The sequence below is a fragment of the Sphingobium sp. B12D2B genome, assembly GCF_025961775.1.
Taxonomy (GTDB): domain Bacteria; phylum Pseudomonadota; class Alphaproteobacteria; order Sphingomonadales; family Sphingomonadaceae; genus Sphingobium.
This window is the reverse complement of the sequence record NZ_JAOQOH010000001.1, coordinates 3222614-3247484: the sequence shown is the minus strand read 5'-3', so window position 1 is coordinate 3247484 and position 24871 is coordinate 3222614. Positions and strand designations below refer to the sequence as shown.

The following is a 24871-nucleotide window of genomic DNA, read 5'->3' as shown; positions in this document are numbered from 1 at the left end:
ACGGACCGGATTTGTTCAGGCGGCCGGCATCTTCAGGCCGAAGATCGAATGCAGGCCGGGATGGCGACCGATGCCGCCGAACAGATCGCAGCCGCGCTCATACCAGTCGCGCAGGAAGTCATCCTCGGGCAGGGGCGGCGTCTTCGCGACGGAGGCGGCCCACAGGAAGATGGAGAGCGCGGAATAATCGGCAAAGTCCGGCGCCTCGCCGCCGAGCCAGGGGCGCTCGCGCAGCACTTCGCGCAGCGGCTCGAGCTGCGGCACGACCAGCGGCAGGCGCTCTTCCCGTCCGGCCTGCGCGTCCTCCAGCGTGCGTCCGCCCAGAAAGTCCCGCTCGCGGCTTTCGCGCACATAGGGGCGATCTTCCGGCAGTGAAAGATCGTGATAGTCGAGGATGTAGCAGTGGAACCAGGGCTTGATCGCGGTAGCCCACAGCCAGGTGTCGAGGAACTTCACATAATTATGATGGTCCGGATTGCGGAACAGCATCGGGCGGTCGGGGTAAGTGCGGTCGAGATAATCCGCGACGACGAAATCGCCGCTGCGCAGGCTTTCGAACACCCATGTGTCACCATCGCTGATGCCGGGATGAAAATCCGTGCGGCCGCCCGTGCGGCGCGAGAGCGAGGTAAAGCCACCCTCGCTCATCTCGGCCTCCAGCCCCTTGTGGGCCACGGCATATTTGGCCTGCCAGCAGAACGGGCTGATCGTGGCGCCGGTGACGAGATTGAGGTCGTAGATGCGAATGGGGTTGGTCTGGGTCATGGCACTCTCTTTCGCCGGCCGAGGGGCGTGGCGGGGTTTGTTCGAGGGGAAGTCTGCTGCCGTCCGCTCAGGCGGAAGCAGGTTTCGCGGGGCCTTTGGCCTTGGGCAGGGACGGGTCGGCACCCCATTCCGTCCAGCTTCCATCGTAAAGCGCGACATCCTCCTTGCCGATCCGCTCCAGGGCGAGGGCGAGCGCGCAGGCGACGACACCGCCGCCGCAACTGGTTATGATCGGTTTTGAAAGGTCGACGCCCGCGTTCGCGAACACGCCCTTGAGCGCTTCATCATTCTTGAATGTCCCGTCCGCCTCGAACAGATCCCAGAAGGGCACGTTGATCGAGCCGGGCACATGGCCGGATGCAACGGCGGGATTGGGGTCTTCATCCGCGCCGCTGAAGTGGGCAGCGCCGCGGCCGTCGATATGCTGGGCGGTCTTGTCCTCGATGTTGCGCAGAACGTCCGCCTTGTCACGCAGGCGCGCCGCATCGAACGACGCCGTGAAGGTGCTCGGCGTCCGCGTCTCGATGCCCGTGGCGAGCGGCCGTCCCTCGGCCTTCCATTTCGCCAGACCGCCATCGAGCATGGCGACGTTCGGCAGGCCGTACATGCGGAACATGAACCAGGCCCGCGCCGCCGTCTTCACCACGCTGTCATCATAGATGACGATGCGCTGATCGGCAGAAATGCCCAGTTCGCGCATCCGGGCCGAAAACTGCTCGGCTTGCGGCATCGTATTATCGATGGGGGAGGCGGCATCGACCAGATGAAGCAGATCGAGAAACACCGCGCCCGGAATGTGCCCGGCTTCATATTCGGCGGCGGACTGCCGCTCCGGCTCGAAATGGTGCCGCGTCGCATCGACGATGCAGAGATCGGGAGCGCCAAGCTGCTCGGCGAGCCATTGAGTGGAAACGAGATTGTCCATGGCGGTCCTCATCGATGCCGGGCGACCCGTGTTTCGCGATGCGTCGCCATGCTGTTGTGCCGGTCAGGCAAAATCCGGGGCCTGTGACGGCCCCGGACCTGAACTTTCATTGTCTGCTCAGAACTCGTAGCGGGCGGTGACGGCCCACTCGCGCGGTCTGGACGGGGTGGCCTGGATGCCGGCCGTCGAGGTCGGGCCAATGCCGGTATAATAGAAGGTATCAGTCAGGTTGCTGACCGACGCCGAGAGCGTCAGCCCGCTCGCATCCGGTTGCCAGCTTACCCGCGCGCCAAGCAGGCCATAGCCCGGCTGGGACTGGCTGAGCGTGTTGCGCAGATCGTACCAGATGCGGCTGCGCCAGTTCCAGTCGGCGCGCAGGCTCACATCGCCGGCGGAACCCAGGTCAATGTCATATTGCGCCGCGACGGCATAGTTGAATGCCGGAGCGCCGACCGGCTCGCAGGTCGCGCACGGGCCGTTGGGAACAGCCGCCGCCGCGCCCAGATCGGTATACTCAAAGTCATTGTACCCCAACATGCCGTTCAGGGTCAGGCCCTGCGTGGGCCGCACCGTCACCTCGGCTTCCACACCGCGAATGCGGGCGGTGCCGGCATTGGTGCGCAGCGAGTTGGGAACGCCGTTGAGATCCGGCACGATAGCGGTGACCTGACGGTTGGTGAAGTCCGTCTGGAAGACCGCGAAATTGGCCTGCACGGCGCGATCCAGCACGTTGAGCTTCGCGCCCAGCTCGTAGGACGTCACCGTCTCCGGCAGCACGGCGGTCACCTGCGCCGCGCTGAGCGGACGCGGATTGAAGCCGCCCGAGCGGAAGCCGCTGGACACCGAGCCGTACAGAAACACGTCTTCGCTGGCCTTGAAGTCCAGACCGACGCGATAGTCGACACGATCATAGGCGACATCGGCCGTGGTGTAAGCGAAGGGCCGCGTGCCGGTCTCGTAATAGAGACGGTCGAACACATAGTCCTTCTTCTCGTTGCTGTAGCGCAGGCCGCCGTTCAGCTTGAGCTGATCGGTGAGCGCAAAGGCGACATGCGCGAAGGCCGAGTAGTTCTTGCTCTTCGAGATATCCTTGGTGAACTGGGTCAGGTTGAGCGTGGCGAAGTAGACCCAACTGTCATAATTGCCGGTCGCCGTGTAATAATAGCCGCCCAGGGTCCAATCCAGCCGGTCATCCATCATCAGGCCGGACAGGCGGACTTCCTGGCTGAACTGGTGGTGGCCCAGAGTCTCCGCGCTGCCGCCCAGGTCCATCGGCGAGCCATCGCCATCGCGCCCGAAGAAGCCGTCATATTTCCGCCACGCCGTGATCGAGGTGAGGCTGATATTCTCGCCCAGCTTCCAGTCGATCTTCCCGGTGATGCCCCACTGATCGAGATTGCTCTCATTGGGCAGGGCCAGACCGTTGCGGCCGGGCTGATAGGCGGCATAGGTCGTGTAGGGCGAGTTGGTGATGAAGCGGCTGTCGTAGGGAATCCCGTACAGCGGCACGCCGATGGTGGCATTGTAGCTTGCCAGCGTCGGGCTGATGGTGAGTAGCTTGTAAGCGCTCTGCGCCGTATGATCGCGGGAATAATCGCCCGTCACGGTCACTTCGAGATCATCGCTCACCAGCGCGCGCAGAGAGGCCCGCGCCGCCTTGGTGTTGATGTTGCCGAGCTTGCCGGCCTCGCATCCGGATTCCGTCGTTCTCTGACGCAGCAGGTAGGACAGCGGCGCCGTGCCCGCGCCGGTGCTGCCGGGGTTGGCGCAGGCGAAGTCCAGCACGGACATATAGCCCTCGCGGCTCAGCGAGGCGCCCGACACGCGCAGGAAGACGCGGTCCTTGATGAGCGATGCATCGAACGCGCCGCGCACGTCCATGCGGTCGTAGCTGCCTGCGGTCGCCTCGACATAGCCGGTGTTGCTGCCGGTCGCCTGCTTGGAAACGAGGCGCAGCGCACCGCCGAGCGAGTTCTTGCCGAACAGCGTGCCCTGCGGACCGCGCAGCACTTCCGCGCGCTCCAGATCGAGCAGGCCAAGCACGCCGCCGAACACCGTGCCGTGATACACGTCGTCAACATAGACGCCGATCGCAGGCTCGATGGTGAACTGATAGTCGGACTCGCCGATGCCACGGATGGTCGACTGGAGCGACTTGCCAAAGGCAGCGCTGCCTTCCCGCAGATAGATGTTCGGCGTGGTGTTGGACAGCGCGGTTACGTCCCGCGCATCGCGCGCCACCAGTTCGTCGCCGGTGACGGCGGTGATGGCGATCGGCACGGTCTGCAGGCGTTCCTCGCGGAAGCGCGCCGTCACCACGATGTCACCGTCGGTTCTGGCCGTCTCGGCCGCATCCTGCGCGATGGCAGGCGCCGCGACGCACAGGCTTGCCAGCACGGCTGCCGATGCAGAACAACCAAAAATCGTCTTGAGCCCCATATCACTCTCCCTTGAAATCGCTGCTACTCTAAGCGCCGCTCTTTGGGCGGTAGCTTGGCTGGCGCGTGGGCCGCGGCTGACGAGCCGGCGGCGTGTCGATCCAACGATGGGCGGATATCATCGCTCCTGAACAGCGGCCATGAGGGCGCGGCGATAACCGTTATTCAGCTTGTGCATATCGACCCCCCACGGCGGCGCTGATCAGGTCCGCCGCGCCTCGATCGCTGACATTTCCTCGCCATATTCACAAATGGTCGAGCGACGCAGGTCGCGCTTCACACCGAAGTAATCGAACGGGCGGGCGCGATGCAGGGTGCACCGATTGTCCCAGATGAGCAGGTCTCCCTGCTGCCACCGGTGGCTGTAGATAAATTGCGGCTGGGACGCGAAGGCGACGAGGGCGTCCAGCAAGGCGCGACCCTCGGCTTCCTCCATGCCGATGATATGGTCCGCGTGGGAGCCGATCACGAGGCACTTTCTGCCGGATGCGGACAGACCGACAATGTCATGGGTGACTGCCGGATACATCTCCTTGAGCGCCATCGTGCCCTCAAAGCCGATGCGCTGGCGTGATATCCAGACATTATGTTCCGCCACGCGGCCTTCGACCCCTTGGCGCACATCCTCGGGCAGCGCGTCGTACACGGCCCGGGTATCGACCAGCTCCGTCTCACCGCCCTCGCTGGTGACGCTGCGGCCGAGCAGGAGGGACCATTTGGTTGGCATGGCGTGGAAGGAACTGTCCATGTGGAACAGCTCATTGCCCTTGTTATTGGCGACCGCCTTGTCGTCCGGCGCCATGATCTCTCCGTCCAGCCGAAGATTGGAGGCATCGTACAGCAATGGGCTGATCCGCTTGCGGGGAGCGGCGCCATCAGAGCGCGTGCCGTGGGGGAGTTCCAGCGGGCCGAACGCCCGGCTGAAGCGAATGTGATCCGCATCATCGATGTGCGACTGCCCGCGGATGACGAGCACCGCATATTGCGCCATCGCCTCTTCCACGAGGTCGATCAGCGTCTGATCCGGCTCGGTGGAAAGGTCAGCGCCGATGAGTTCCGCTGCAAACAGCGGATGAAGCGGATTGATCTCCATGCATCGTCTCCCGATATTTTTATCGAGATTTATGGTGTGGCCTGACGAGGGCAACGGTGTGGTGGCGCATGGGGCCTATCGACTGCGTGCATAACGTCATCACGAAGTGGAGCTTGAGCCCGGCCCATTCTCCGCTCGCCATTGCATGCCGCACCACCGGGCTTTATGTTTGACTAGAGCCCTGCGCTTGGCGCACTTGCGCTGCGGGTGCGAAAAGAGATCTCATGAGAATCGTCATCGTCGATGATAGCGGCGCGCGCGCGACGGTCCTTGAGGAAGGGCTGCGTGATGCCGGCTATGACGACATTCATGTCGTCCCCCCACGCGGCGCCTTCGTCGCGCGGCTCGAGCGCATGGCGCCGGACGTGGTGCTGATGGACCTCGGCAACCCCAGCCGCGATACACTGGAAGAAATGCTCACCGTCAGCCGTGCGCTGGCCAAGCCCATCGCGATGTTCGTCGACCAGTCGGATGACAGCATGATCGAGGCGGCGATCGATGCCGGCATCTCTGCCTATGTGGTCGACGGGCTGCGCAAGGAGCGGATCAAGCCGATCCTCGATCTGGCGATCCGTCGCTTCAATGCCTTCGCCCGCATGCAGGCCGAGTTGGACGATGCCCGCACGCAGCTGGCCGACCGCAAGACGATCGACCGTGCCAAGGCCATCCTCATGGCCCAGCGCGGCCTCGGCGAGCCGGAGGCCTATGCGCTGCTCCGCTCCAGCGCGATGAACCAGGGGAAGAAGATGGTCGATATCGCCGCGGCCCTGATTACCGCGCATGACCTGCTGGGAGGCACGCCGTGACGCCGATCCGCATCGCTTTTTTGGGCCTGACCGATGCCGCCGTTCTTGTTGCCGCGCGGGAGAAGGGATTCGCGCAGGCCGAGGGCGTCGCGCTCGATCTGCTGCGCGATACCAGCTGGGCGACGCTGCGCGACCGGCTCGTCTACGGCCAGGTGCAGGCTGCGCATATGCTGGCCCCGCTCGCGGTGGCGGTGACGCTGGGCTTGAGCCAGCAGCCTTGCGCGCTTTCCGCGCCCTATAAGCTCAACGTCAACGGCAACCTCATCGTCATGGCACCCGGCTTTTCCGCCGCGTTGGAGCCGGACACGACCGCGCGCCTCAACGATCCGCTGGCTACCGCGCATGATTTTGCCACCGCCATCGGTCTGCATCATCGCAAGCCGATCATCGGCGTCGTCCATCGCTTTTCCAGCCATGCGCTCGTGCTGCGCTACTTCCTCGCCAGTGCCGGGATCGACCCGGACCGCGACGTGGTGATGCGCGTCCTGCCACCTTCCCTGATGGTCGAGGCGATGCGCGCCGGCGAGATCGATGGCTTCACGGCCGGCGAGCCCTGGGGCAGTGCGGCCATAGAAGCCGGGCTTGCCGAAGCCGTCGCCGCGAGCGAGCGTCTCTGGCAGCGCGGCGTCGAAAAAGTGCTCACCTTCCGCACCGACTGGATGGAGGCCAATCCGGATGCAGTCGATGCGCTGCTGCGCGCCATGGCCAAGGCAGCGCTCTGGTGCGACGATCCCGCCAATCGCGCGGAACTGGCCTTCCTGCTCGCCGGGCCGGCCTATCTCGATCAGCCAATCGCGCTGGTGGAGCGTGGGCTGGCCGGGCGCATCGTCGCGCGGCAGGGCGAGCCGCCTGTAGACCTGCCCGACTTCCTGCTCTTCGCCCGCGAAGCGACGCCCTTTCCCTGGCAGAGCCAGGCGCTGTGGATCTACTCCCAGTTCGTGCGCTGGCGCATGGTGAAGCCCGGGGAGGCGAGCCGCGCCAAGGCCGCGTCCGTCTTCCGGCCGGACATCTACCGCCGCGCGCTGGCCGACAGCGACGCGCCGATGCCGGGCGCCAGCAGCAAGGTGGAAGGCGCCCTCACCAGCCCACTCCCCATCGGCGCCCCGCGCGGCGCGATCACGCTGGGGCCGGACCGGTTCTTCGATGGCCGCAAGTTCGATCCGGATCAGATCGAGGCGTATCTGGCGGGGTTCGAGCGAGGGTGAGGGCGGCTTGATCGAAGTCGGACGCGAGCGACTTCGCGGCGGTCATCTTTTCCGCTCACCCCGTCATTCCCGCGAACGCGGGAATCCAGCAGCGAGCTAGCGATGAAGCGCAGCATCGAACCTTATGTCTACCTGCTGGCGTCGCGCCGCAACGGGACGCTCTATCTGGGCGTGACCTCCAATCTGATGCAGCTCGTGGCTCAGCACCGTACTGAAACCTTCGGTGGCTTTACGGCGGAACATGGAGTCAAGCTGCTGGTCTGGTTCGAGCAGCACGCGACGATGGAACACGCGATTCTACGCGAAAAGCAGATCAAGAAGTGGCGCAGAGCCTGGAAACTTGATCTGATCGAGCAAGCCAATCCCGATTGGCAGGACCTTGCAGTCAGCCTTGGTTTTGCGCCGCTCGACTGACTGGATTCCCGCGTTCGCGGGAATGACGAAGATATGGCGTAAGATGTTGGCTTCCCGCACCGTCTCGCATTACCCGCCTCAGCCTGGCCACGCCGAGAGCGCACCGCCGCCCGAAATTCCTCCAACATGCCTCCCGCCTCCCGCGCAAAATGCCCAACAAGAAGCGCCCCGACCCCATCCAAAATTGTGCCTTGCAACATGAGCCGAATCGCGAGATAGTATCTCCGTTACGCGACGAGGCGTGACCGCTTGGACAGGCGCTCCGTTGAGGGAGCGGGCCGCGTCCTCCCAAATTTTGCAGCAAAGCCGCTGGCCAGACATGTGCATTTTTGTGCGCATCGTCTGCCGAGCGGCTTTTTTCGTTTCACCGCCCATCAAGGGGCTTCGTCACTAAGGGGACGTGACATGGCAACGATAATCCGTGACGTACAGGGCATGAGCGCCACACCGGCATCATCCGAGAAAAGCAATTTCTGGCGCGTGGGCCACAAGCAGACGCTGATCGCCTCGTTTCTCTATTTCGATCTCGCCTTCATGGTCTGGGTGATGCTCGGCCCGCTCGCGCCGGACATCTCCGCTACGCTGGGCCTGTCGGCTGCGCAGAAGGGGCTGATGGTCGCAACGCCCACGCTGATGGGCGCCATCCTGCGCGTCGTGAACGGGCTGCTGGTGGACCGGATCGGTCCCAAGCTCTCCGGCGCGATCAGCCAGGTCATCGTCATCGTCGGACTGCTGACGGCTTGGATGATGGGCGTGGACAGCTTCGGCGGCACGCTGGCGCTGGGTGTGATCCTCGGCTTTGCGGGCGCCAGCTTTGCCATCGCGCTGCCGCTGGCCAGCCGCTGGTATCCGCCCGAGCATCAGGGCAAGGCGATGGGTCTTGCCGGCATGGGCAATTCCGGCACGGTCCTCGCCGCGCTGTTCGCGCCGACGCTGGCCAAGCTCTTTGGCTGGAACGCGGTGCTGGGCCTCGCCTGCATTCCGCTCGCGATCGTCTTCGTGATCTACATGGTGATGGCCAAGGACGCGCCGAATCAGCCCGCGCCCAAGAAGGTCCTCGAATATTTCAAACCGCTCCAAACGGCGGACGCCTGGTGGCTGATGGGCTTTTATGCGGTCACGTTCGGCGGTTTCTCGGGCCTGTCGGCCTCGCTCAGCATCTACTTTACCGACCAGTTCCTGCTCAGCCCGATCATGGCCGGTTATTGCACGGCGGCCTGCGTGTTCGCCGGATCACTGGTGCGGCCAATGGGCGGGGCGCTGGCGGATCGGGTCGGCGGCATCAACACGCTTGTGCTGGTGTTCCTCGTCGCCGCGCTGGCCCTTGCGGGGGTGAGCATGGCGACCACGCTCCCCGCCGCTCTCGGTCTTTTCGTGCTGGCCATGCTGGCGCTGGGGACCGGCAATGGTGCGGTGTTCCAGCTCGTGCCGCAGCGCTTCCAGGCGGAAATCGGCATCATGACCGGGCTGGTCGGCATGGCTGGCGGCGTGGGCGGCTTCTACCTCGCCTCCTCGCTCGGCTTTGCCAAGCAACTCACCGGCAGCTTCTCTTCGGGCTTCCTGATCTTCGCCGGTCTCGCGGTTCTGGCGCTCGCGGGGATGCTGGCGGTCAAGAGCAAGTGGCGCGCGACCTGGACCACCGGCGCCCGCATCTGATGACGTGACGATGGGGCGGGGCCGGTGGCTCCGCCCGTCTCATCAGGGGGAAAATCATGAAATACTTTTCTATCACGGCGGCCCTGCTGGTCGCCGCCGGGCCGGCTTGCGCCCAGGATCTGACGGTCAAGCCGCTCGCCGAACTGCGCCTGCGCTATGAGAGCGTCGATCAGGACGGGCTGGCCCAGCCGCAAGCCGATGCGGCAACGGCCCGGCTCCGCGCCGGCGCGCAAGCCAGCTTTGGCCCGCTCTCCGCGCTGGTGGAAGGGCAGGGCACGCTCCGCCTCGCAGGGGATGCCTTTGACGGGTTGGGTGGCGCGGCCAACCGCCCGCTCATCGCCGACCCGCAAAATGTGGCGCTGTCCCGCGCGCAGATTGCCTATCGCACGCCGTCTTTTGCGCTCACCGCCGGGCGGCAGCGCATCACGATGGATGACGAGCGCTTCGTCGGCGCGGTCGGCTTCCGGCAGAACGGCCAGAGCTTCGATGCCGTGCGCGGGGAATGGACCGGACTTCCGGGCGTTCGCGCGGATGTCGCCTTTGTCTGGCAGGTACGCACCATCTGGGGTGTGGATGGCGCCGGTGCCCGGCCGCGCAGCATCGACGGCGATAGCGTGCTGACCAACGTCTCGGCCAAAACGCCGCTCGGCACCGTTACCGGCTTTGCCTATCTGATCGATCAGGACGAGGCGGCGGTGCAGGGCTATCGGCTGTCGAGCCAGACCTATGGCGTCCGGCTCGCGGGGGCGCGCAAGCTCTCGGCTTCAACAAGGCTCGGCTATGCGTTCAGCTACGCGCGGCAGAGCGATTATCGCCGCAATCCCAATGATTATGCGGCGGACTATTGGTTGGCGGACGTGACGCTGGATGTGGCCGCCCTCAAGCTCAATGCCGGCTATGAAGTGCTCGGCGCGTCCGGCGGCGCCGCGTTCACCAGCGTCCAGACGCCGCTCGGCACCAATTTCAAGTTTCAGGGCTGGGCGGACAAGTTCCTCACCACCCCGCCCGATGGCCTGCGCGATCTCTACGCGGGCGCGAGCTACGGCCGGCGGGGCGTGACGGTGCAGGCCATCTATCACCGATTCGAGAGTGACCGGCTGGCGCGTCATTATGGCGACGAGATCAATTTCCTCGCCAGTGTGAAGCGTGATAAGGCCACGGTATCTGCGCGTTTTGCACGCTATGCGGCGGACAGCTTCGGGACCGACACCAGCAAGCTGTGGCTGCAACTGGATTGGGCGCTGTGACGATGACGCGCCGGAATCGCTTGCGCGGTTTCGCGAATCGCGTCATGTTGCAGTGCGAAGGGCAAGGACGCCCGACGGATTTCATAGCTGAGACTGGCCCGCGGATGGGCCGTCAAGGCGCGATGTGATGGCAAAGCCGCCATCCAGGCTTCGGTTCAAACACCGGAGCCCGGATGGCGGCTTTTTTCGTTTTGGAGCAAGGCACATGGACTTCCAGGATTATCGGGGCGGAGGGGCAGCACCGGAGGTGGGACCATCGGAAGGGGCATCGGGCGGCAGCGCTGCGCCGCGCGAACATCTGGTGGTGATCGGCAATGGCATGGCCGGTTGCCGCGCCGTCGAGGAGCTGCTAGCGCGCGATGCCGGGCGCTACCGCGTCACCATCTTCGGCGCCGAGCCGCATGTGAACTATAACCGCATCATGCTCTCCCCGGTGCTCGCCGGTGAGAAGAGCTTTGACGAGATCGTCATCAATACGGCCGACTGGTATCGGGAGAACGGCATCGATCTGATCGTGAGCGATCCGGTCATCGCCATTGATCGTGCCGCGCGCACCGTCACCAGCCGCTCGGGCCGGGTCGTCGCTTATGACCGCCTGCTCATCGCCACCGGATCGGACCCGTTCATCATCCCCGTACCCGGGTATGACTTGCCCGGCGTCATCAGCTTCCGCGACATGAAGGATGTCGACACGATGGTTGCTGCGGCCGATGCCGGCGGCGAGGCAATCGTCATCGGTGGCGGCCTGCTCGGGCTGGAGGCGGCGCATGGGCTCTCCCTGCGCGGCATGAAGGTGACGGTGCTGCACCTGCCCAGCACGCTCATGGAGCGCCAGCTTGATGAGGCGGCGGGCTGGCTGCTCAAGACGGCGCTGGAGGCGCGCGGGCAGACCATCCTCACCGGTGCCGATACCGCTGAAATCTTTGGGCAGGGCAAGGTCGAGGGCGTGCGCCTGAAAGATGGCCGCGAGATCCCCGCGAGCCTCGTCGTCATAGCCGTCGGCATCCGCCCGTCGGTGGCGCTGGCGCGCGAGGCCGGTCTGGAGGTCGGTCGCGGCATCAAGGTCGACGATCATATGGTCACCTCCGACCCCGCGATTCTGGCCGTCGGCGAATGCGTCGAGCATGACGGGCAGGTCTACGGCCTCGTCGCGCCCTTGTGGGACATGTGCCGCAGCCTGGCGGACGGCCTCACCGGAAAGGCGAACCCCTATCGCGGCTCGGTCACCTCCACCAAGCTCAAGGTCTCGGGCATCGATGTGTTCTCGGCGGGCGATTTCTCCGGCGCCGGCGCGGGCTGCGAGGACATCGTGCTGCGCGATGCCAGCCGGGGCGTCTACAAGCGCCTCGTGCTGCAGGATGACCGTATCGTCGGCGCGGTGCTTTATGGCGATACGGCGGATGGCAGCTGGTATTTCGATCTTCTCAAGAAGGGGGAGAGCATCGCGAACCTGCGCGATCTGCTGATCTTCGGACAGGCCTTCGCCTCCGGGGGTGGGCAGGCGGACCCTAAGGCGGCCGTTGCGGCGCTCTCGGACGATGCCGAGATTTGCGGCTGCAACGGCGTCTCCAAGGGGCAGGTCGTCTCCTGCATCGCCAAGGGCGCGCACAGCCTGGATGCAGTGCGCGCGACCTGCAAAGCCTCGGCCAGCTGCGGCTCCTGCACGGGCCTCGTCGAGACATTGCTGGCGATCACGCTGGGCGATGATGTCCAGTCCGGCCCAAAGACGATGTGCAAATGCACCAGCTTCACCCATGACGATGTGCGCCGCGAGATCCTCGCGCAAGGCATGCGGTCGATCCCCGAGGTGATGCAGAAACTGCACTGGGCCACGCCGGATGGCTGCGCCTCCTGCCGTCCCGCGCTCAATTATTATCTGCTCTGCGCCCTGCCGGGTGACTATGTGGACGACCAGCAGAGCCGCTTCGTCAACGAGCGCCTCCATGCCAACATCCAGAAGGACGGCACCTATTCCGTCGTGCCGCGCATGTGGGGCGGCCTCACCAATCCGCGCGAGCTGCGCGCCATCGCCGATGTGGTCGAGAAATATGAGGCGCCGATGGTCAAGGTCACCGGCGGCCAGCGGCTCGACATCTTCGGCATCAAGAAGGAGGATCTGCCCGCCGTCTGGGCCGATCTCAATGCCGCCGGCATGGTCTCGGGCCATGCCTATGGCAAGGCGCTGCGCACGGTGAAGACTTGCGTGGGCAGCGAGTGGTGCCGCTTCGGCACGCAGGATTCCACCGGGCTTGGCGTGCGGCTGGAGAAGATGAGCTGGGGCTCGTGGATGCCCCACAAGTTCAAGATCGCCGTCTCCGGTTGCCCCCGCAATTGCGCGGAGGCGACCATCAAGGACTTTGGCGTGGTCTGCGTGGACTCGGGCTATGAGCTGCATGTCGCAGGCAATGGCGGAATCCATGTGCGCGCCACGGACCTCCTCTGCCGCGTCTCCACCGAGCAGCAGGTGCTCGATTATTGCGCGGCCTACATCCAGCTCTACCGCGAGGAAGCCCGCTATCTGGAGCGCACCGCGCCTTGGGTCGAGCGGGTCGGCATCGATTATGTGAAGCAGCGCATCGTCGAGGATGAAGTGGGGCGCGAGGCCCTGTGCGCGCGCTTCCTTTATTCGCAGAGCTTCAGTCAGGACGATCCCTGGGCGGCACGCGCGGAGGGCGGCGAGCGCGAGCAGCACGCGCATATGGCGCAGTTCAAACCCGTCAAAGCGGAGGAAATGGCATGATCGGCGATTGGCTCGATATCGGCTGGGTGAACGAGATTCCCGTGCGCGGCAGCCGCACCGTCACCGTGGATGGCGCGGGGGAGATCGCCGTGTTCCGCACCGGGGACGACAAGGTGTTCGCGCTTCGCAACCGCTGCCCGCACAAGGGCGGCCCGCTGAGCCAGGGCATCGTCCATGGCCACAGCGTCGCCTGCCCGCTGCACAACTGGAACATCGCGCTGGCGACCGGAGAGGCGCAGGGTGAGGACAAGGGCTGCACGCCGACGATCCCGGTGAAGGTCGATGGTGGTCGGGTGCTGATCTGCCGCACCGGCACGCTGCAGGCGGCGGCGTGATGGGGGCTCACAAGCAGAAGCCCTTCCTCTTCAGAGGAGGGGTTGGGGTGGTGGCGATGCTTCAGCATCGCGCGCTCAGCGCATCATCGGAACTGTCCAGCACCACCCCCTGCCCCTCCTCTGAAGAGGAGGGGAGATGACTGCAATCCGCACCACCTGCGCGTATTGCGGCGTCGGCTGCGGCATTCTCGCGACGCCCACCGGCCCGCGCAGCATGGCGATCAAGGGCGATCCCGATCACCCGGCCAATCGCGGGCGGCTGTGTTCCAAGGGCACGCATCTGGGCGAGACGGTCGGGCTGGAGGGCCGTCTGCTCCACCCGATGATCGGCAACAAGCAGGCCGGCTGGAACAAAGCGCTCGATCTCGTGGCCCGCCGCTTCCGCGAAACGATAGCGCGCCACGGGCCGGACAGCGTCGCCTTCTACGTATCGGGCCAGTTACTGACCGAGGATTATTACGTCGCCAACAAACTGATGAAGGGGTTCATTGGCTCGGCGAACATCGACACCAATTCGCGCCTGTGCATGTCCAGCGCGGTGGCGGGCCATCAGCGCGCGTTCGGCGAGGATATCGTGCCCGCCAGCTATGACGATCTCGATGCGGCCGACCTGATTGTGCTCGTCGGCTCGAATACCGCATGGTGCCACCCCATCGTCTATCAGCGGATCATGGCTGCGAGGGCCGAGCGCGGCACGAAAATCATCGTCATCGATCCGCGCCGCACCGAGACGTGCGAGGATGCCGACCTGCATCTTGCGCTCAAGCCGGGCACGGATGTGGCGCTGATGAACGGGCTGCTCGCGCACTGCCGTCGCGAAGGGCTGGTGGATGCAACGTTTCTCGCCGATCACGTCGCCGCGCCGGAGGCTTTCTGGGAAGCGCTTGAGCGCGACCATGATTTGTGGAGCATCGCAAAGACCTGCGACCTTCCCCCTGCCGATCTCCAGCGCTTCTACGACCTTTTTGCGGCCACGCCGCGCACCGTCACCCTGTTCAGCCAGGGCATCAACCAGTCGATCCGCGGCACCGATCAGGTGAATGCGATCGTCAATGTCCATCTCGCCACCGGCCGCATCGGCAAGCCGGGCGCGGCCCCCTTCTCGATCACCGGCCAGCCCAATGCCATGGGCGGGCGCGAGGTGGGCGGGCTGGCGACGACGCTGGCCGCGCATCGCGGTTTTGGCGAGGAGGGCGTGGCCGAGGTCGGACGCTTCTGGGCCGCCGAGCGCATGGCGACAAAGCCGGGCCTCAAGGCAGTGGACATGTTCCGCGCCATTGGGGAAGGGCGCATCAAGGCACTGTGGGTGATGGCGACCAATCCCGCCGTCTCGCTGCCGGATGCCGCCCGCGTGCGCGAGGCGCTGGAGACTTGCCCGTTCGTCGTCGTCTCGGACGTGATGGCCGATACCGATACCACCCGCTTCGCCCATGTGCGCCTGCCCGCCGCTGCGTGGGGGGAGAAAGATGGCACCGTCACCAACAGCGAGCGGCGCGTCAGCCGCCAGCGCGCGGTGCTGGCGCTGCCCGGCGAGGCGAAGCCGGACTGGTGGATCATCAAGGAAGTCGGCCGCCGCATGGGCTGGCGCACGGCCTTTGGCTATGCGCATCCGGCGGAAATCTGGCGCGAGCATGCCCGCTTGACCACCTATTGCAATGAGGGCGCCCGCCTGCTCGATCTGCGGGACAAGGTGGCGCTGGGTAATGCGGATTACGACGCGCTCGAGCCTTTCCAGTGGGGCGGCACGCCCTTTGCCGATGGGCGCTTCTCCACGCCGGACGGCAAGGCGCGGCTGGTGCCGGTCGTCCAGCGCGAGGCCGAGGCGCAGTTGCGCGACTGGCCGATGACGCTCAATACCGGGCGCTATAGGGACCAGTGGCACACGATGACGCGCACGGGCCTCAGCCCCAAACTCGCCCGCCATCGCGAGGAGCCGCAAGTTGAGGTGCATCCCGCCGATGCCGCCGAACTGGGGCTGGAAGACCGCGCACTGGCGCGCGTGGTGACGCCGCAGGGCGAGAGCCTGTTCCGCGTCGCGCATATGCCCGGCCAGCGCCGGGGCGAGGTGTTCACGCCGATCCACTGGACCGATTGCCAGTCCACCGGCGGGCGCACCGGCTTGCTTGCGCGTCCGCTGGTCGATCCGCACAGTGGTCAGCCCGGCTTCAAGATGACGCCCGCTCGCATCGAGCCGGTCGCGGTCGCATGGCGCGGCTTCCTCATCCTCCACGGCTCGGCACTGGTCGCCCCCAAGGCACCGCATCGCCTCTGGGCGACGCGCATCGCCGTGCCCAATGGCGCGCTCTATGAGCTGGCCGGGGAGGGCGATCCCGCCGCGCTTGATGCGGCCCTGCCCCGCGGTCAGCGCATCGAGGCGAGCGATCCCTCACGCGGCACGCGGCGCGTCGCGATCCTGCAGGACGGGCGCCTCGCTGCCGTGCTGTTCGTCACCCGCGACGGCGACCTGCCGGCGCGCGAATGGCTCATCGGCCAGCTTGCCCAGCCGCAGGGGCCGCAGGTGCTCGCCGGTCGCGCGCCGGGCGCTCAGGTCGATCCCGGCCCGATCATCTGCGCCTGCTTCGGCGTAGGCCTCCACGCCATCGTCGCGGCCATTCGTGGGCAGGATGGCGTCGATGTCGCCGCCATTGGCGCGGCGCTCGGCGCGGGCACCAATTGCGGCTCCTGCCGCCCCGCCATTACGCAGCTCATCGCTGCCGAAACGAAGGAGGCCGTCCATGGCTGAGGATTTTCTGCCGGGTGCTGTCTGGCTCGTCGGCGCCGGACCGGGCAATCCCGATCTGCTCACCCGCAAGGCCCTGCGCCTGCTCGAACAGGCCGATGTGGTGTTCTACGATGCGCTGGCCGGGCGAGACATTCTCGATCTTGCCCCGCAGGCCGAGCATGTCAGCGTCGGCAAGCGCTCGGGCCGCCACAGCAAGGATCAGGCGACGATCGACCAGCTGATCGTCGCGGCGGCACTGGCCGGACGGCGAGTGGTGCGCCTGAAGGGCGGGGATCCCTCGATCTTCGGCCGCTCGACAGAGGAGCTGACGGCCTGTGCCGCGCATGGCATCCCTGTCTACATCTGCCCCGGCATCACGGCTGCCAGCGCCGCGGCCGCCAGCGGCCTCGTCTCGCTCACGCTGCGCGGGTCGGCACGGCAACTTACCTTCCTCACCGCCCATGCGCGCGGCAAGGAGCCGCTCGATGTCGATTGGTCACGCCTCGCTGCCGGCGAAGCGACGCTCGCCATCTATATGGGCCGCGACGCCGCGCCGGAAATTGCCCGCAACCTGATTGCCGCCGGACTGCCCCCGGAGACACCGGTCATGGTCGCCGTCAATGTCTCCCGCCCGGATGAGCGCCTGCTGCGCGGCCGGCTCGATGCGCTGGCCTTTCTCGTGCGCACCATCGGGCGCGACGATCCCACCCTGCTGCTGATCGGCGATGCGCTGCTGTGCCCGGGGAGCGAGCGCAAGCGCGCCGCGGCGTTGGCGCAGATAGGACAGGCTACCACGCAGGATTGATCTATCGCTCAGATAACAGGGTCGAAATGGCAGCGTCCTTTCGCAACAGGACGCTGTGTCAGGCGATTTTTCACTTAAACGATTGTGTAGCGTAACCAATGTCCAGACGCTTGATTTCTCAGGTGTCTGAGGGCGCAGTATCTTCAAAGTTTATGCGCTGCTGAATTTTGGTAGCGATGCAATCACGACGCCCGCCTTGCTTTCACCTTGCAATTGCAGAAAATGGGTTCCAACGAACTCCCGCATGCCAGTGGATCGAATAGCTGGCAGGCGGCCAAATCCTCCATAAGGACTGCATCAGATGTTTAGAAGACTGTCGCTTGAGACGGGTCTGAAATCGATCGGTACCCGCGTTGAGGAGTATGCCATCATCGCAATAGTCGTGGTCGGCCTTAGCTGGCCGGCTTCACTTTTGGCGGATCCAACTCCGACTCCGGCGGCACCTGTTGAATCGGTCAGGCTTTTGCCGCGTACCGGGCCGTTCACGGTGACGATGGAGACGGTGTCGAGCTTGCCCAACCACGTCATTTACCGTCCTGAGGGCGTCAAAGGCCGTATGCCGATCGTCGCCTGGGGGAATGGCGGCTGCGCGGCGGTGGGCAATCGCTACCGCAGGTTCCTGACGGATATCGCATCGCGGGGCTTTTTGGTGATTGCGGTCGGGCAGATCGGCGATGCGCGATACGAGACGGATCATGATGCCGAGCCATACATGCCGACGGGCCCGATCGATTTCAACGCGCCTGGCCCTTCCGAATCCATGGAACTGAGCAGGGCGATCGATTGGGCTACGGCGGAGAGCCAGCGTCGCGGTAGCGCCTATTTCAAGCGGGTCGACACGCGCCATGTTGCCGTGATGGGTCATTCCTGTGGCGGGCTGCAGGCGCTGGCGGTGACGGTGGCAGATCCTCGGGTGACGACAGCGGTCATCCTCAACAGCGGGGTTTGGTCCACCGGTCCGGGCGGTCTGCCGGGTGCGCGCGTAACCAAAGCCGATCTGGCGCGAGTCAAAGTGCCCATCGCCTATTTCAGCGGCGATCCATCCGATGGCGCCCACGCGAACAGCAAGGATGATTTCAGCCGGTTGCGCTCTGTGCCAGCGGTGTGGGCCTATCGCAGCGGCGTGGGGCATACCGCGCAATATTGGGGGCCGCAGGATGAAGACGAATATAGCCGGGTGACCGCAGCCTGGCTGCAATGGCAATTACAGGGCGACAAGAAGGCGGCCCAGGTGTTCCGGGGCGCGGATTGTACGCTTTGCAGTGACAGCAAGTGGACGCTGGCGCGACATGATATTCCCTAGGCGGGACGGATCATCAGTCCGTGCAGATAGGCTGCCAAAACAGCGGCTCCTCTTATATGACGAGGAGCCGCTATTTTTTATCCCGGTTCCACCTGGAAGGAGATTGATCCCGAGCATCTCGCCATCTGGCGTGATGGCTAAGAATGGCCGTCCCCCGGGGGGCGCAACGGCATCAGCCGATGCCCCCCGGGAGCAGCGGCGCCTCGTTACACCATCGCCCAATAAGTGAAGATGGATTGAGACTCACGGCGGTCCGCCTTGCCGACGAAAATCGTGCGGCTCAGCCAGTCGTGCGGGCCAACCGGCGCATCGAAGCGCGGGGTAAGGCCCATATAATATTCGGAAGGATCGACGGGCTCATATTTGCGCATCCGTTCCAGCACCTCTTTGCTGCCATAGCGAACGCCGGTGTTGTGCAGCTCGATGATGGTGCCGTCATCGGCCTCGATCAGGTAGCGGGCGTCGAACCGCACCGTGTCGTCCGGTTTCACCGTCGGCCAATCGCCACCGCTGTGCGGGATGATCTTGCCGTTCAGCTTGGGGCCTTTCACGGTGCCGCCGAGAACACCAACATAGCCGCGATCCATGCCCCAGAAGGTCGGGCCGTAACGCAGGCGCTTGCCCAGCTCGATCTTGATTTCGAATGCGAATTCGAAGCTCGGCGGCGTCAGCGCCTTTCCGGTCATGTCGGAGATCTGCTGCTGCCGCGCGGCCGCTGCGCTCGTTTGGGCAGCGGCCATGGCCGGGAATGCAGTGGCGACACCAGCAGCGCCGATGCCGGCAGACAACAGGCTGCGGCGCGAAAATGACTCATTACTCATATAGACTTCCTCTCTATCGCCCGAAGGCTCTCGCAGGCTGACGATGGGGATGCAGAAACACGGGTACCGCAGAATTGTCAGACCATAAACACCAGTCGAGGACCGGTGAGGCGGAGCTTGGTCGCAAAAAAACAGATCATTGGCAAGATTGGCGGTCTGCTGATGGCATGATGGCTCCAATTTCGCACCCCATTCCTGCATGAACAGCCGCGCACATCGGAAAACGGCTATTAAGCGCCCCGTATTCCGATCTTCTTAGAGCGTCACGAACGCGGGGACGCCCGGTTCCGGCCCCGCCGCGCCATCGCAAATCGGCTGAGAGTTCGTCGCGCCAGCGCTCTCTGCACGGGCGGCAAAGGCATAAATTCGCTGCATAATCTGACAACTTGTGCGCGCCGTGCTGGCTTTAAGGCCGCAATCCGGCTAGCTGGCGCTGCAAAACTCGGCGCAACCATGGGTGGGCAATGACAAAATCCGCAACGAACAAGGCGAGCCGCCGGCCGGTGCAGCTGAAGCGGCAGAAAACGAGCCTGCACCGTCGGATCGCGCACGATCTCGGCGTGGCGATCGTAACGGGCAAGCATCATCCCGGCGATATCCTCGCGACCGAGCTCAATGCCAGCGATGAGCTGAGCGTTTCCCGCAGCGCCTACCGTGAGGCGATCCGTGTGCTTGCCGCCAAGGGCCTGGTTGAGTCCCGCCAGCGCACCGGCACCGTTGTCATGCCCATCACGCGCTGGGCGTTGCTTGACCCGGATGTGATGGAGTGGATGTTCGAGGGCGGCGCCTCCACATCCGTGCTCGAGGGATTGGTCGAGATGCGGCTGATCATTGAGCCCGCAATTGCGAGCCTTGCAGCGCAGCGGCGCACGCTCCAGCAGATCGCGAGAATGCGCGAGGCTTTGCAGGACATGGAACGTTTTGGCCTGACAAGCGAGAAGGGACAGGCGGCGAACCGCCAGTTCTATGAAGTGCTGTTGCAGGCGACGGCCAATCCCCCGCTGGTCAATCTGGGCAACAGCCTTGGCACTTTTGTGCTGTGGTATACCGAATTTCAGGGCGGCAGCAGCACGCCGCGCGAAACCGTGCGCGAACATTGGGCGCTGTTTGATGCCGTCGCCGCGGGCGCGGCCGAGGTAGCATCCGCTGCCATGGAAGGCCTGATCCGCAGCACCTGATTTGCAACGCGGGCTACCGGGCTCCGCCAATCATAGAGCGCCCTGCCCGTAGCGCCCGCTAGAGCGCAGTTTATGCCACGAGCATTCTGCGCGTTTTCCTAAATTGTCTGTTTTTTTGTAGCCCTGCCCGCGCGATATTGGTATCGGCGCCGGCGCGTTATAGCCAGACGAGTGGCCGGACGGTGAATATTTATTGGGCTGAAGCATCTTAAGATGCTGAAAAGAGATAGATGTGAGGGGCTTGAGATGGCGGGCGGTCAGATAATCGGCGATTCGCTAGATGCGGAGCAACTGCGGCGGATTAGCTCTGCCGGAGTCCTGTCATGACCGCTTTTCCTCAGACCATTCATTTCACGGGCCTTAATACGCCTGTTCGCACCGAAGCGTCTGTCCGCAACCTGCTGGTGGAAGGCGAGATCCCTTCCGAGATCGAAGGCGCCTTCTTTCGCGCCGTCCCGGATCCGGCCCACCCGCCCATGTTCGATGACGATCATATCCTGTCGGGAGACGGGATGATCGCGCGTTTCAAGTTCGAACACGGCTCTGTGGATTATGACATTCGATATGTCGAAACCGCGCGTTATGCGGCCGAGCGCGAAGCCCGGCGCGCGCTGTTCGGCCAGTATCGCAATCCCTTTACCGATGACCCCAGCGTTGCGGGGGTTGATCGCACGGTCGCGAACACGACGCCGCTTTGGCATGCAGGTCGGCTGTTCATGACGAAGGAGGATGGCCGCGCCTATCGCGTGGATCCGACGACCCTGGACACGCTCGGTGCCTGGGATTTCGGCGGCGCCCTCAAATCGGAGACGATGACGGCCCATTCGCGGATCGATCCCGAGACCGGCGAATTGTTCTTCTTCGGCTATGAGGCCGATGGCCAATGTTCGCGGGCGATCGCCTATGGGATTGCGGATCGCGACGGCAACTTGGTTCGCGAGCAGTGGTTCGACCAGCCCTATGGCGGCATGATCCATGACTTTGCGATCACGAAGAGCCGCGCGATTTTCCCGATTTTTCCGACCACCACCGATCTTGAGCGGCTGCGCGCCGGCGGGCCGAAATGGGCCCATGAGCAGGACCTGACCTGCCGCGTTGGAATCATGCCGCGCGATGGCGATGTCGCTGCGATGCGCTGGTTCGAAGGCGCGGCTGGCGCGTCTGCTTTTCATATCATGAACGCGTTTGATGAAGGCGATCGGGTTCATCTCGATATCTTCGTATCCGACACGAACGCATTTCCGTTCATGCGCGAAGCGGGAGGAATCCAGCGCGGTCAGCAGGAGATCCGCGGTGCCTTCGAACGCTGGACGTTCGACCTCACCAAGGATGGCTCTTCCTACGAGGTGCGGCCGCTCGGCCCCCCGGGCGACATGCCGCGCATTCGCGATGCCGATACCGGCCTGCCGTACAGCTTCGGCTGGTATCTGACGGTCAATCCGAAGGGGCCGCCTCCGCTGCCCGGCGGCCCGGTCGGCATGACCTTCAACATGCTTATCCGCATCGATGTGGCGCATGGCGGGCTCGACGCGCTCGCACTGCCGCCCGGTCACGCAATCAGCGAGCCCGTTCACGTGCCCTCGGCCGCGCGAGGGCATGACGGGTGGCTGCTTGCTGTGGTCGATCGCCAGGTCGGCGATCAGGCCTTCGCCTCGCAGCTATGGGTCATCGATGCCGGCGCGGTCGGGGCGGGGCCGGTTGCCAAGGTGCATGTGCCGCTGCCCTTGCGCGCTCAGGTGCATGGCACATGGGTGCCAGCCACCCAACTGGCGCTGGCAAAGACCTGAAACCAAAGCAGTAATTCCGGGCGCCCCGCGCGCCTTCTTTTTCGTTCAGTTTTGCAATCGATTGAAATTCAATGGTTCGGCCCGCTCGTCGAGAGCGGTGCTTTTAGGAGGGAAAGAATGAAGACCATGAGCATCTGGCAAATCAACGGCGCGACCTGGTTGCGCAACTCCGTCGCGGTCGGCGCGATGGCAATCGCTTGTGCGGCACCCGCCTTTGCGCAGGAGGCGGCTCCGTCGACGGCACCCGTTAATCAGGCGGAACCGACCGCACAGGCCGAGGACGGCATCAGCGAAATCGTCGTGACCGCGCAGTTCCGTGGCCAGAGCGCCCAAAAAACGCCGCTCGCGATCACGGCCTTGTCGGCTGAGACGATCGCCGCGCAGGGGCTGACCACCGTCAGCGATATCGCGGCCCAAGCTCCTAACGTCGTGCTCCAGCCGGCTCCCGCTGGCGCCGGTCCGTCGGTTCAGTCCTTCATTCGCGGCGTGGGCCAGGTGGACTTCAATCCCGCCGTTTCGCCCGGCGTCGGCACCTATATCGACGACGTCTATTACGGCACCATCGCTGGCGCGAACTTCGATCTGGTCGACCTCGATCGTATCGAGGTCCTGCGCGGTCCGCAGGGCACGTTGGCCGGGCAGAACTCGATCGGCGGCTCGGTGAAGCTGTATTCCAAGAAGCCGACCGGCAATGGCGGCGGGTTCATCTCGCTCTCTTACGGAAGCTACAATAATGTGCGCGTGAATGCGGCAGCGGACATGACGCTGGTGCCCGATCGCCTGTTCATGCGGATCACCGGCGTGACCGACCACAAGGATGGCTATGTCACGCGGTACGATTATGCCTGCACGCATCCGGGTACGCAGGTTCCGTCCTTCGCGCGCGATGCGAACTGCAAGCTCGGCACTGAAGGCGGGAAGGCCGTGGCAGCCGGGCGCGTCCAGCTGCGCTGGGTGCCCACTGACGCGCTCGAGGTCAACCTTGCTGCGGACTATGTCAGCGACAAGTCGGAAGGCACGCCGCAGACGCTGCTTTATGCCCGCAATGACAGCCTGACGCCCAAGAACAGCATCAATGGCGTCAGCGTTGGCACCGCGACCGGCGCGTCGCAATTCATCAGCTATTCCCCGTTCGGGGCGTTCGCTGGCGACAGCTTCAGCACGAGCCCCTATACCAACTACGCGACCTATTGCGACCCGACCCCGAGCAGCCGCTCCGGCGCCTATTGCCTGGATTCAAGCTCGGCGACCAAGGGCGGCGGCGTCTCCCTGACGATCGACTACAAGCTTGCCGACAATGTCTCGTTCAAGTCGATCACAGCCTACCGCAAGCAGAAGATGGAGTTCTCGCAGGATAACGATGCGACGCCCGTCCCGCTGGCACAGAGCTTCAATGCGCTGACCTATCGCGAGGTGACGCAGGAGCTGCGCGTCAATGCCAGCCTGATGCAGGATGCGGTTAATCTGACGCTCGGCGGCTTCTTCATGGATGAGTTTACTGCGCTGGATTCGCGCATCGACATCCCGCCCTTCGACTTCATCGGGCGGGATCGCGTGCCCGCGAAGACCTATGCCGTGTTCGGCAACGTCGACTGGAGCGTGACCGACAAGCTGCAGCTGATCGGCGGGCTGCGTTACTCGAAGCAGGAAAAGACCTTCAAGTTCGGCCGCCTCGGCGTACCGGGCACGCAGCTCGGCGGCCATCCCGATGGCCCGCCCTATCTGCCCTGCCCCGAAGCGGGCGGGACGATCGTTAATGTGGCGGTCTGCCCGGTGAATGACGCCTCGGGCACCTTCAAGGGCGACAATGTCGATTATCGCATTGCAGCGCAGTATCAGTGGACCCCCACGATTATGACCTATGCGTCGGTCGCGACCGGCTTCAAGGGCGGCGGCATCAACCCGCGGCCTTACAATATCTATCAGGTCATCCCGTTCGCGCCCGAAAAGCTGACCTCCTATGAGGTTGGCTTCAAGAGCGACCTGTTCGACCGCAAGCTGCGCGTCAACGGCAGCTTCTTCTATGGCAACTACACCGATCTCCAGCTCCCGGTCAGCGCGTGCCCGGCCAACCCGGCTTACCCGGATGTGCCTCTGGCAAGCTATGCACAGCCGTGCAGCGCGTTGCTGAACGTCGGCAAGGCGGTGACCAAGGGCGGTGAACTGGAACTGACCGCTCGCCCGACCAGCAATCTCACGCTGCAGGCGGCAGTCGGCTACATCAACATCGGCTTCAAGTCGCTGCAGGCGACGGCGATCAGCGCCGGCACCACGCTGGACTCCAAGTTCCCGCTGATCTCCGACTGGAAGGGCAGCGCGAGCGCCCAGTATCGCATCGATACGGCCAGTTTCGGCACTCTGACGCCACGGCTGGACATGACGTTCCAGTCCAGCTTCCAGACGTCGATCCCCAACACGACGTTCAACAAGGTGCCGGCCTACACGCTGCTCAATGCAGGCCTGACCTGGGATGCTCCGGGCGGCGATTGGCAGGTGATTGCGAACGTCATGAACCTGACGAACAAGCTTTATTACTACGCTTATCTGGATAACCGTGCGACCAATGGCACGGTGAATGGCTTCCCGGCCGCGCCGCGGCAGTGGCGCCTGACTGTGAAGCGTTCGTTCTGA

At 64.5% G+C, this 24871-nt stretch carries 18 protein-coding genes; 13 read left to right on the top strand and 5 right to left on the bottom strand.

Annotation, left to right across the window (positions count from 1 at the left end; all coding sequences use genetic code 11):
* Positions 1-15: 15 nt before the first annotated feature.
* The 4 genes from M2335_RS15245 to M2335_RS15230 form a co-directional block, all read right to left on the bottom strand.
* On the bottom strand, positions 16-765 hold the full coding sequence (locus M2335_RS15245) for a glutathione S-transferase family protein (protein ID WP_264595231.1): 750 nt from the start codon (positions 763-765) through the stop codon (positions 16-18).
* Positions 766-832: 67 nt separating this feature from the next.
* Complete coding sequence (gene sseA, locus M2335_RS15240) at positions 833-1690, bottom strand: 3-mercaptopyruvate sulfurtransferase (RefSeq protein ID WP_264595230.1); 858 nt, start codon at positions 1688-1690, stop codon at positions 833-835.
* Between the two features lie 117 nt (positions 1691-1807).
* Positions 1808-4129 carry a TonB-dependent receptor gene (locus M2335_RS15235; protein WP_264595229.1) on the bottom strand — a complete coding sequence of 774 codons (2322 nt, stop codon included), beginning with the start codon at positions 4127-4129 and terminating at the stop codon, positions 1808-1810.
* A gap of 201 nt (positions 4130-4330) precedes the next feature.
* The gene (locus M2335_RS15230) at positions 4331-5221 is read right to left on the bottom strand and encodes a TauD/TfdA dioxygenase family protein (RefSeq protein ID WP_264595228.1); all 891 of its coding nucleotides are present in this window, start codon (positions 5219-5221) and stop codon (positions 4331-4333) included.
* 224 nt (positions 5222-5445) lie between these two features.
* On the opposite strand from M2335_RS15230, the gene M2335_RS15225 reads away from it, so the two are divergent.
* From M2335_RS15225 to M2335_RS15180, 10 genes are all read left to right on the top strand, one after another.
* Positions 5446-6027 carry an ANTAR domain-containing response regulator gene (locus tag M2335_RS15225; RefSeq protein WP_264574319.1) on the top strand — a complete coding sequence of 194 codons (582 nt, stop codon included), beginning with the start codon at positions 5446-5448 and terminating at the stop codon, positions 6025-6027.
* Entirely contained in the window at positions 6024-7232 is a 1209-nt protein-coding gene (locus M2335_RS15220) for a CmpA/NrtA family ABC transporter substrate-binding protein (RefSeq protein WP_264595227.1), read from the top strand. The genes M2335_RS15225 and M2335_RS15220 overlap by 4 nt, the downstream gene beginning before the upstream one ends.
* 102 nt (positions 7233-7334) lie before the next feature.
* Positions 7335-7646 carry a GIY-YIG nuclease family protein gene (locus tag M2335_RS15215; protein WP_264595226.1) on the top strand — a complete coding sequence of 104 codons (312 nt, stop codon included), beginning with the start codon at positions 7335-7337 and terminating at the stop codon, positions 7644-7646.
* Positions 7647-8051: 405 nt separating this feature from the next.
* Positions 8052-9302: a nitrate/nitrite transporter gene (locus M2335_RS15210; protein ID WP_264595225.1), complete on the top strand. Its 1251-nt coding sequence runs from the start codon at positions 8052-8054 to the stop codon at positions 9300-9302.
* Between the two features lie 56 nt (positions 9303-9358).
* Positions 9359-10549: an alginate export family protein gene (locus M2335_RS15205; RefSeq protein WP_264595224.1), complete on the top strand. Its 1191-nt coding sequence runs from the start codon at positions 9359-9361 to the stop codon at positions 10547-10549.
* 205 nt (positions 10550-10754) lie between these two features.
* Positions 10755-13289, top strand: coding sequence for a nitrite reductase large subunit NirB (nirB, locus tag M2335_RS15200; protein ID WP_264595223.1), 2535 nt, complete (start codon positions 10755-10757; stop codon positions 13287-13289).
* Positions 13286-13624, top strand: coding sequence for a nitrite reductase small subunit NirD (gene nirD, locus M2335_RS15195; RefSeq protein WP_264574324.1), 339 nt, complete (start codon positions 13286-13288; stop codon positions 13622-13624). The genes nirB and nirD overlap by 4 nt, the downstream gene beginning before the upstream one ends.
* 136 nt (positions 13625-13760) lie before the next feature.
* Entirely contained in the window at positions 13761-16367 is a 2607-nt protein-coding gene (locus M2335_RS15190) for a nitrate reductase (RefSeq protein ID WP_264595222.1), read from the top strand.
* Positions 16360-17151 carry a uroporphyrinogen-III C-methyltransferase gene (gene cobA, locus M2335_RS15185; RefSeq protein WP_264595221.1) on the top strand — a complete coding sequence of 264 codons (792 nt, stop codon included), beginning with the start codon at positions 16360-16362 and terminating at the stop codon, positions 17149-17151. Before M2335_RS15190 ends, cobA begins: the two co-directional genes overlap by 8 nt.
* Positions 17152-17614: 463 nt before the next feature.
* Complete coding sequence (locus M2335_RS15180; RefSeq protein ID WP_264595220.1) at positions 17615-18454, top strand: dienelactone hydrolase family protein; 840 nt, start codon at positions 17615-17617, stop codon at positions 18452-18454.
* Between the two features lie 206 nt (positions 18455-18660).
* Here the strand turns inward: M2335_RS15180 and M2335_RS15175 are convergent, their stop codons facing one another.
* On the bottom strand, positions 18661-19275 hold the full coding sequence (locus M2335_RS15175) for a DUF3237 family protein (RefSeq protein WP_181560779.1): 615 nt from the start codon (positions 19273-19275) through the stop codon (positions 18661-18663).
* Positions 19276-19739: 464 nt separating this feature from the next.
* On the opposite strand from M2335_RS15175, the gene M2335_RS15170 reads away from it, so the two are divergent.
* From M2335_RS15170 to M2335_RS15160, 3 genes are all read left to right on the top strand, one after another.
* Entirely contained in the window at positions 19740-20453 is a 714-nt protein-coding gene (locus M2335_RS15170) for a FadR/GntR family transcriptional regulator (protein WP_264595219.1), read from the top strand.
* A gap of 323 nt (positions 20454-20776) precedes the next feature.
* The gene (locus tag M2335_RS15165) at positions 20777-22240 is read left to right on the top strand and encodes a carotenoid oxygenase family protein (protein ID WP_264595218.1); all 1464 of its coding nucleotides are present in this window, start codon (positions 20777-20779) and stop codon (positions 22238-22240) included.
* 117 nt (positions 22241-22357) lie between these two features.
* A complete protein-coding gene (locus M2335_RS15160; protein WP_264595217.1) occupies positions 22358-24871 on the top strand; it encodes a TonB-dependent receptor in 2514 nt (837 codons plus the stop codon).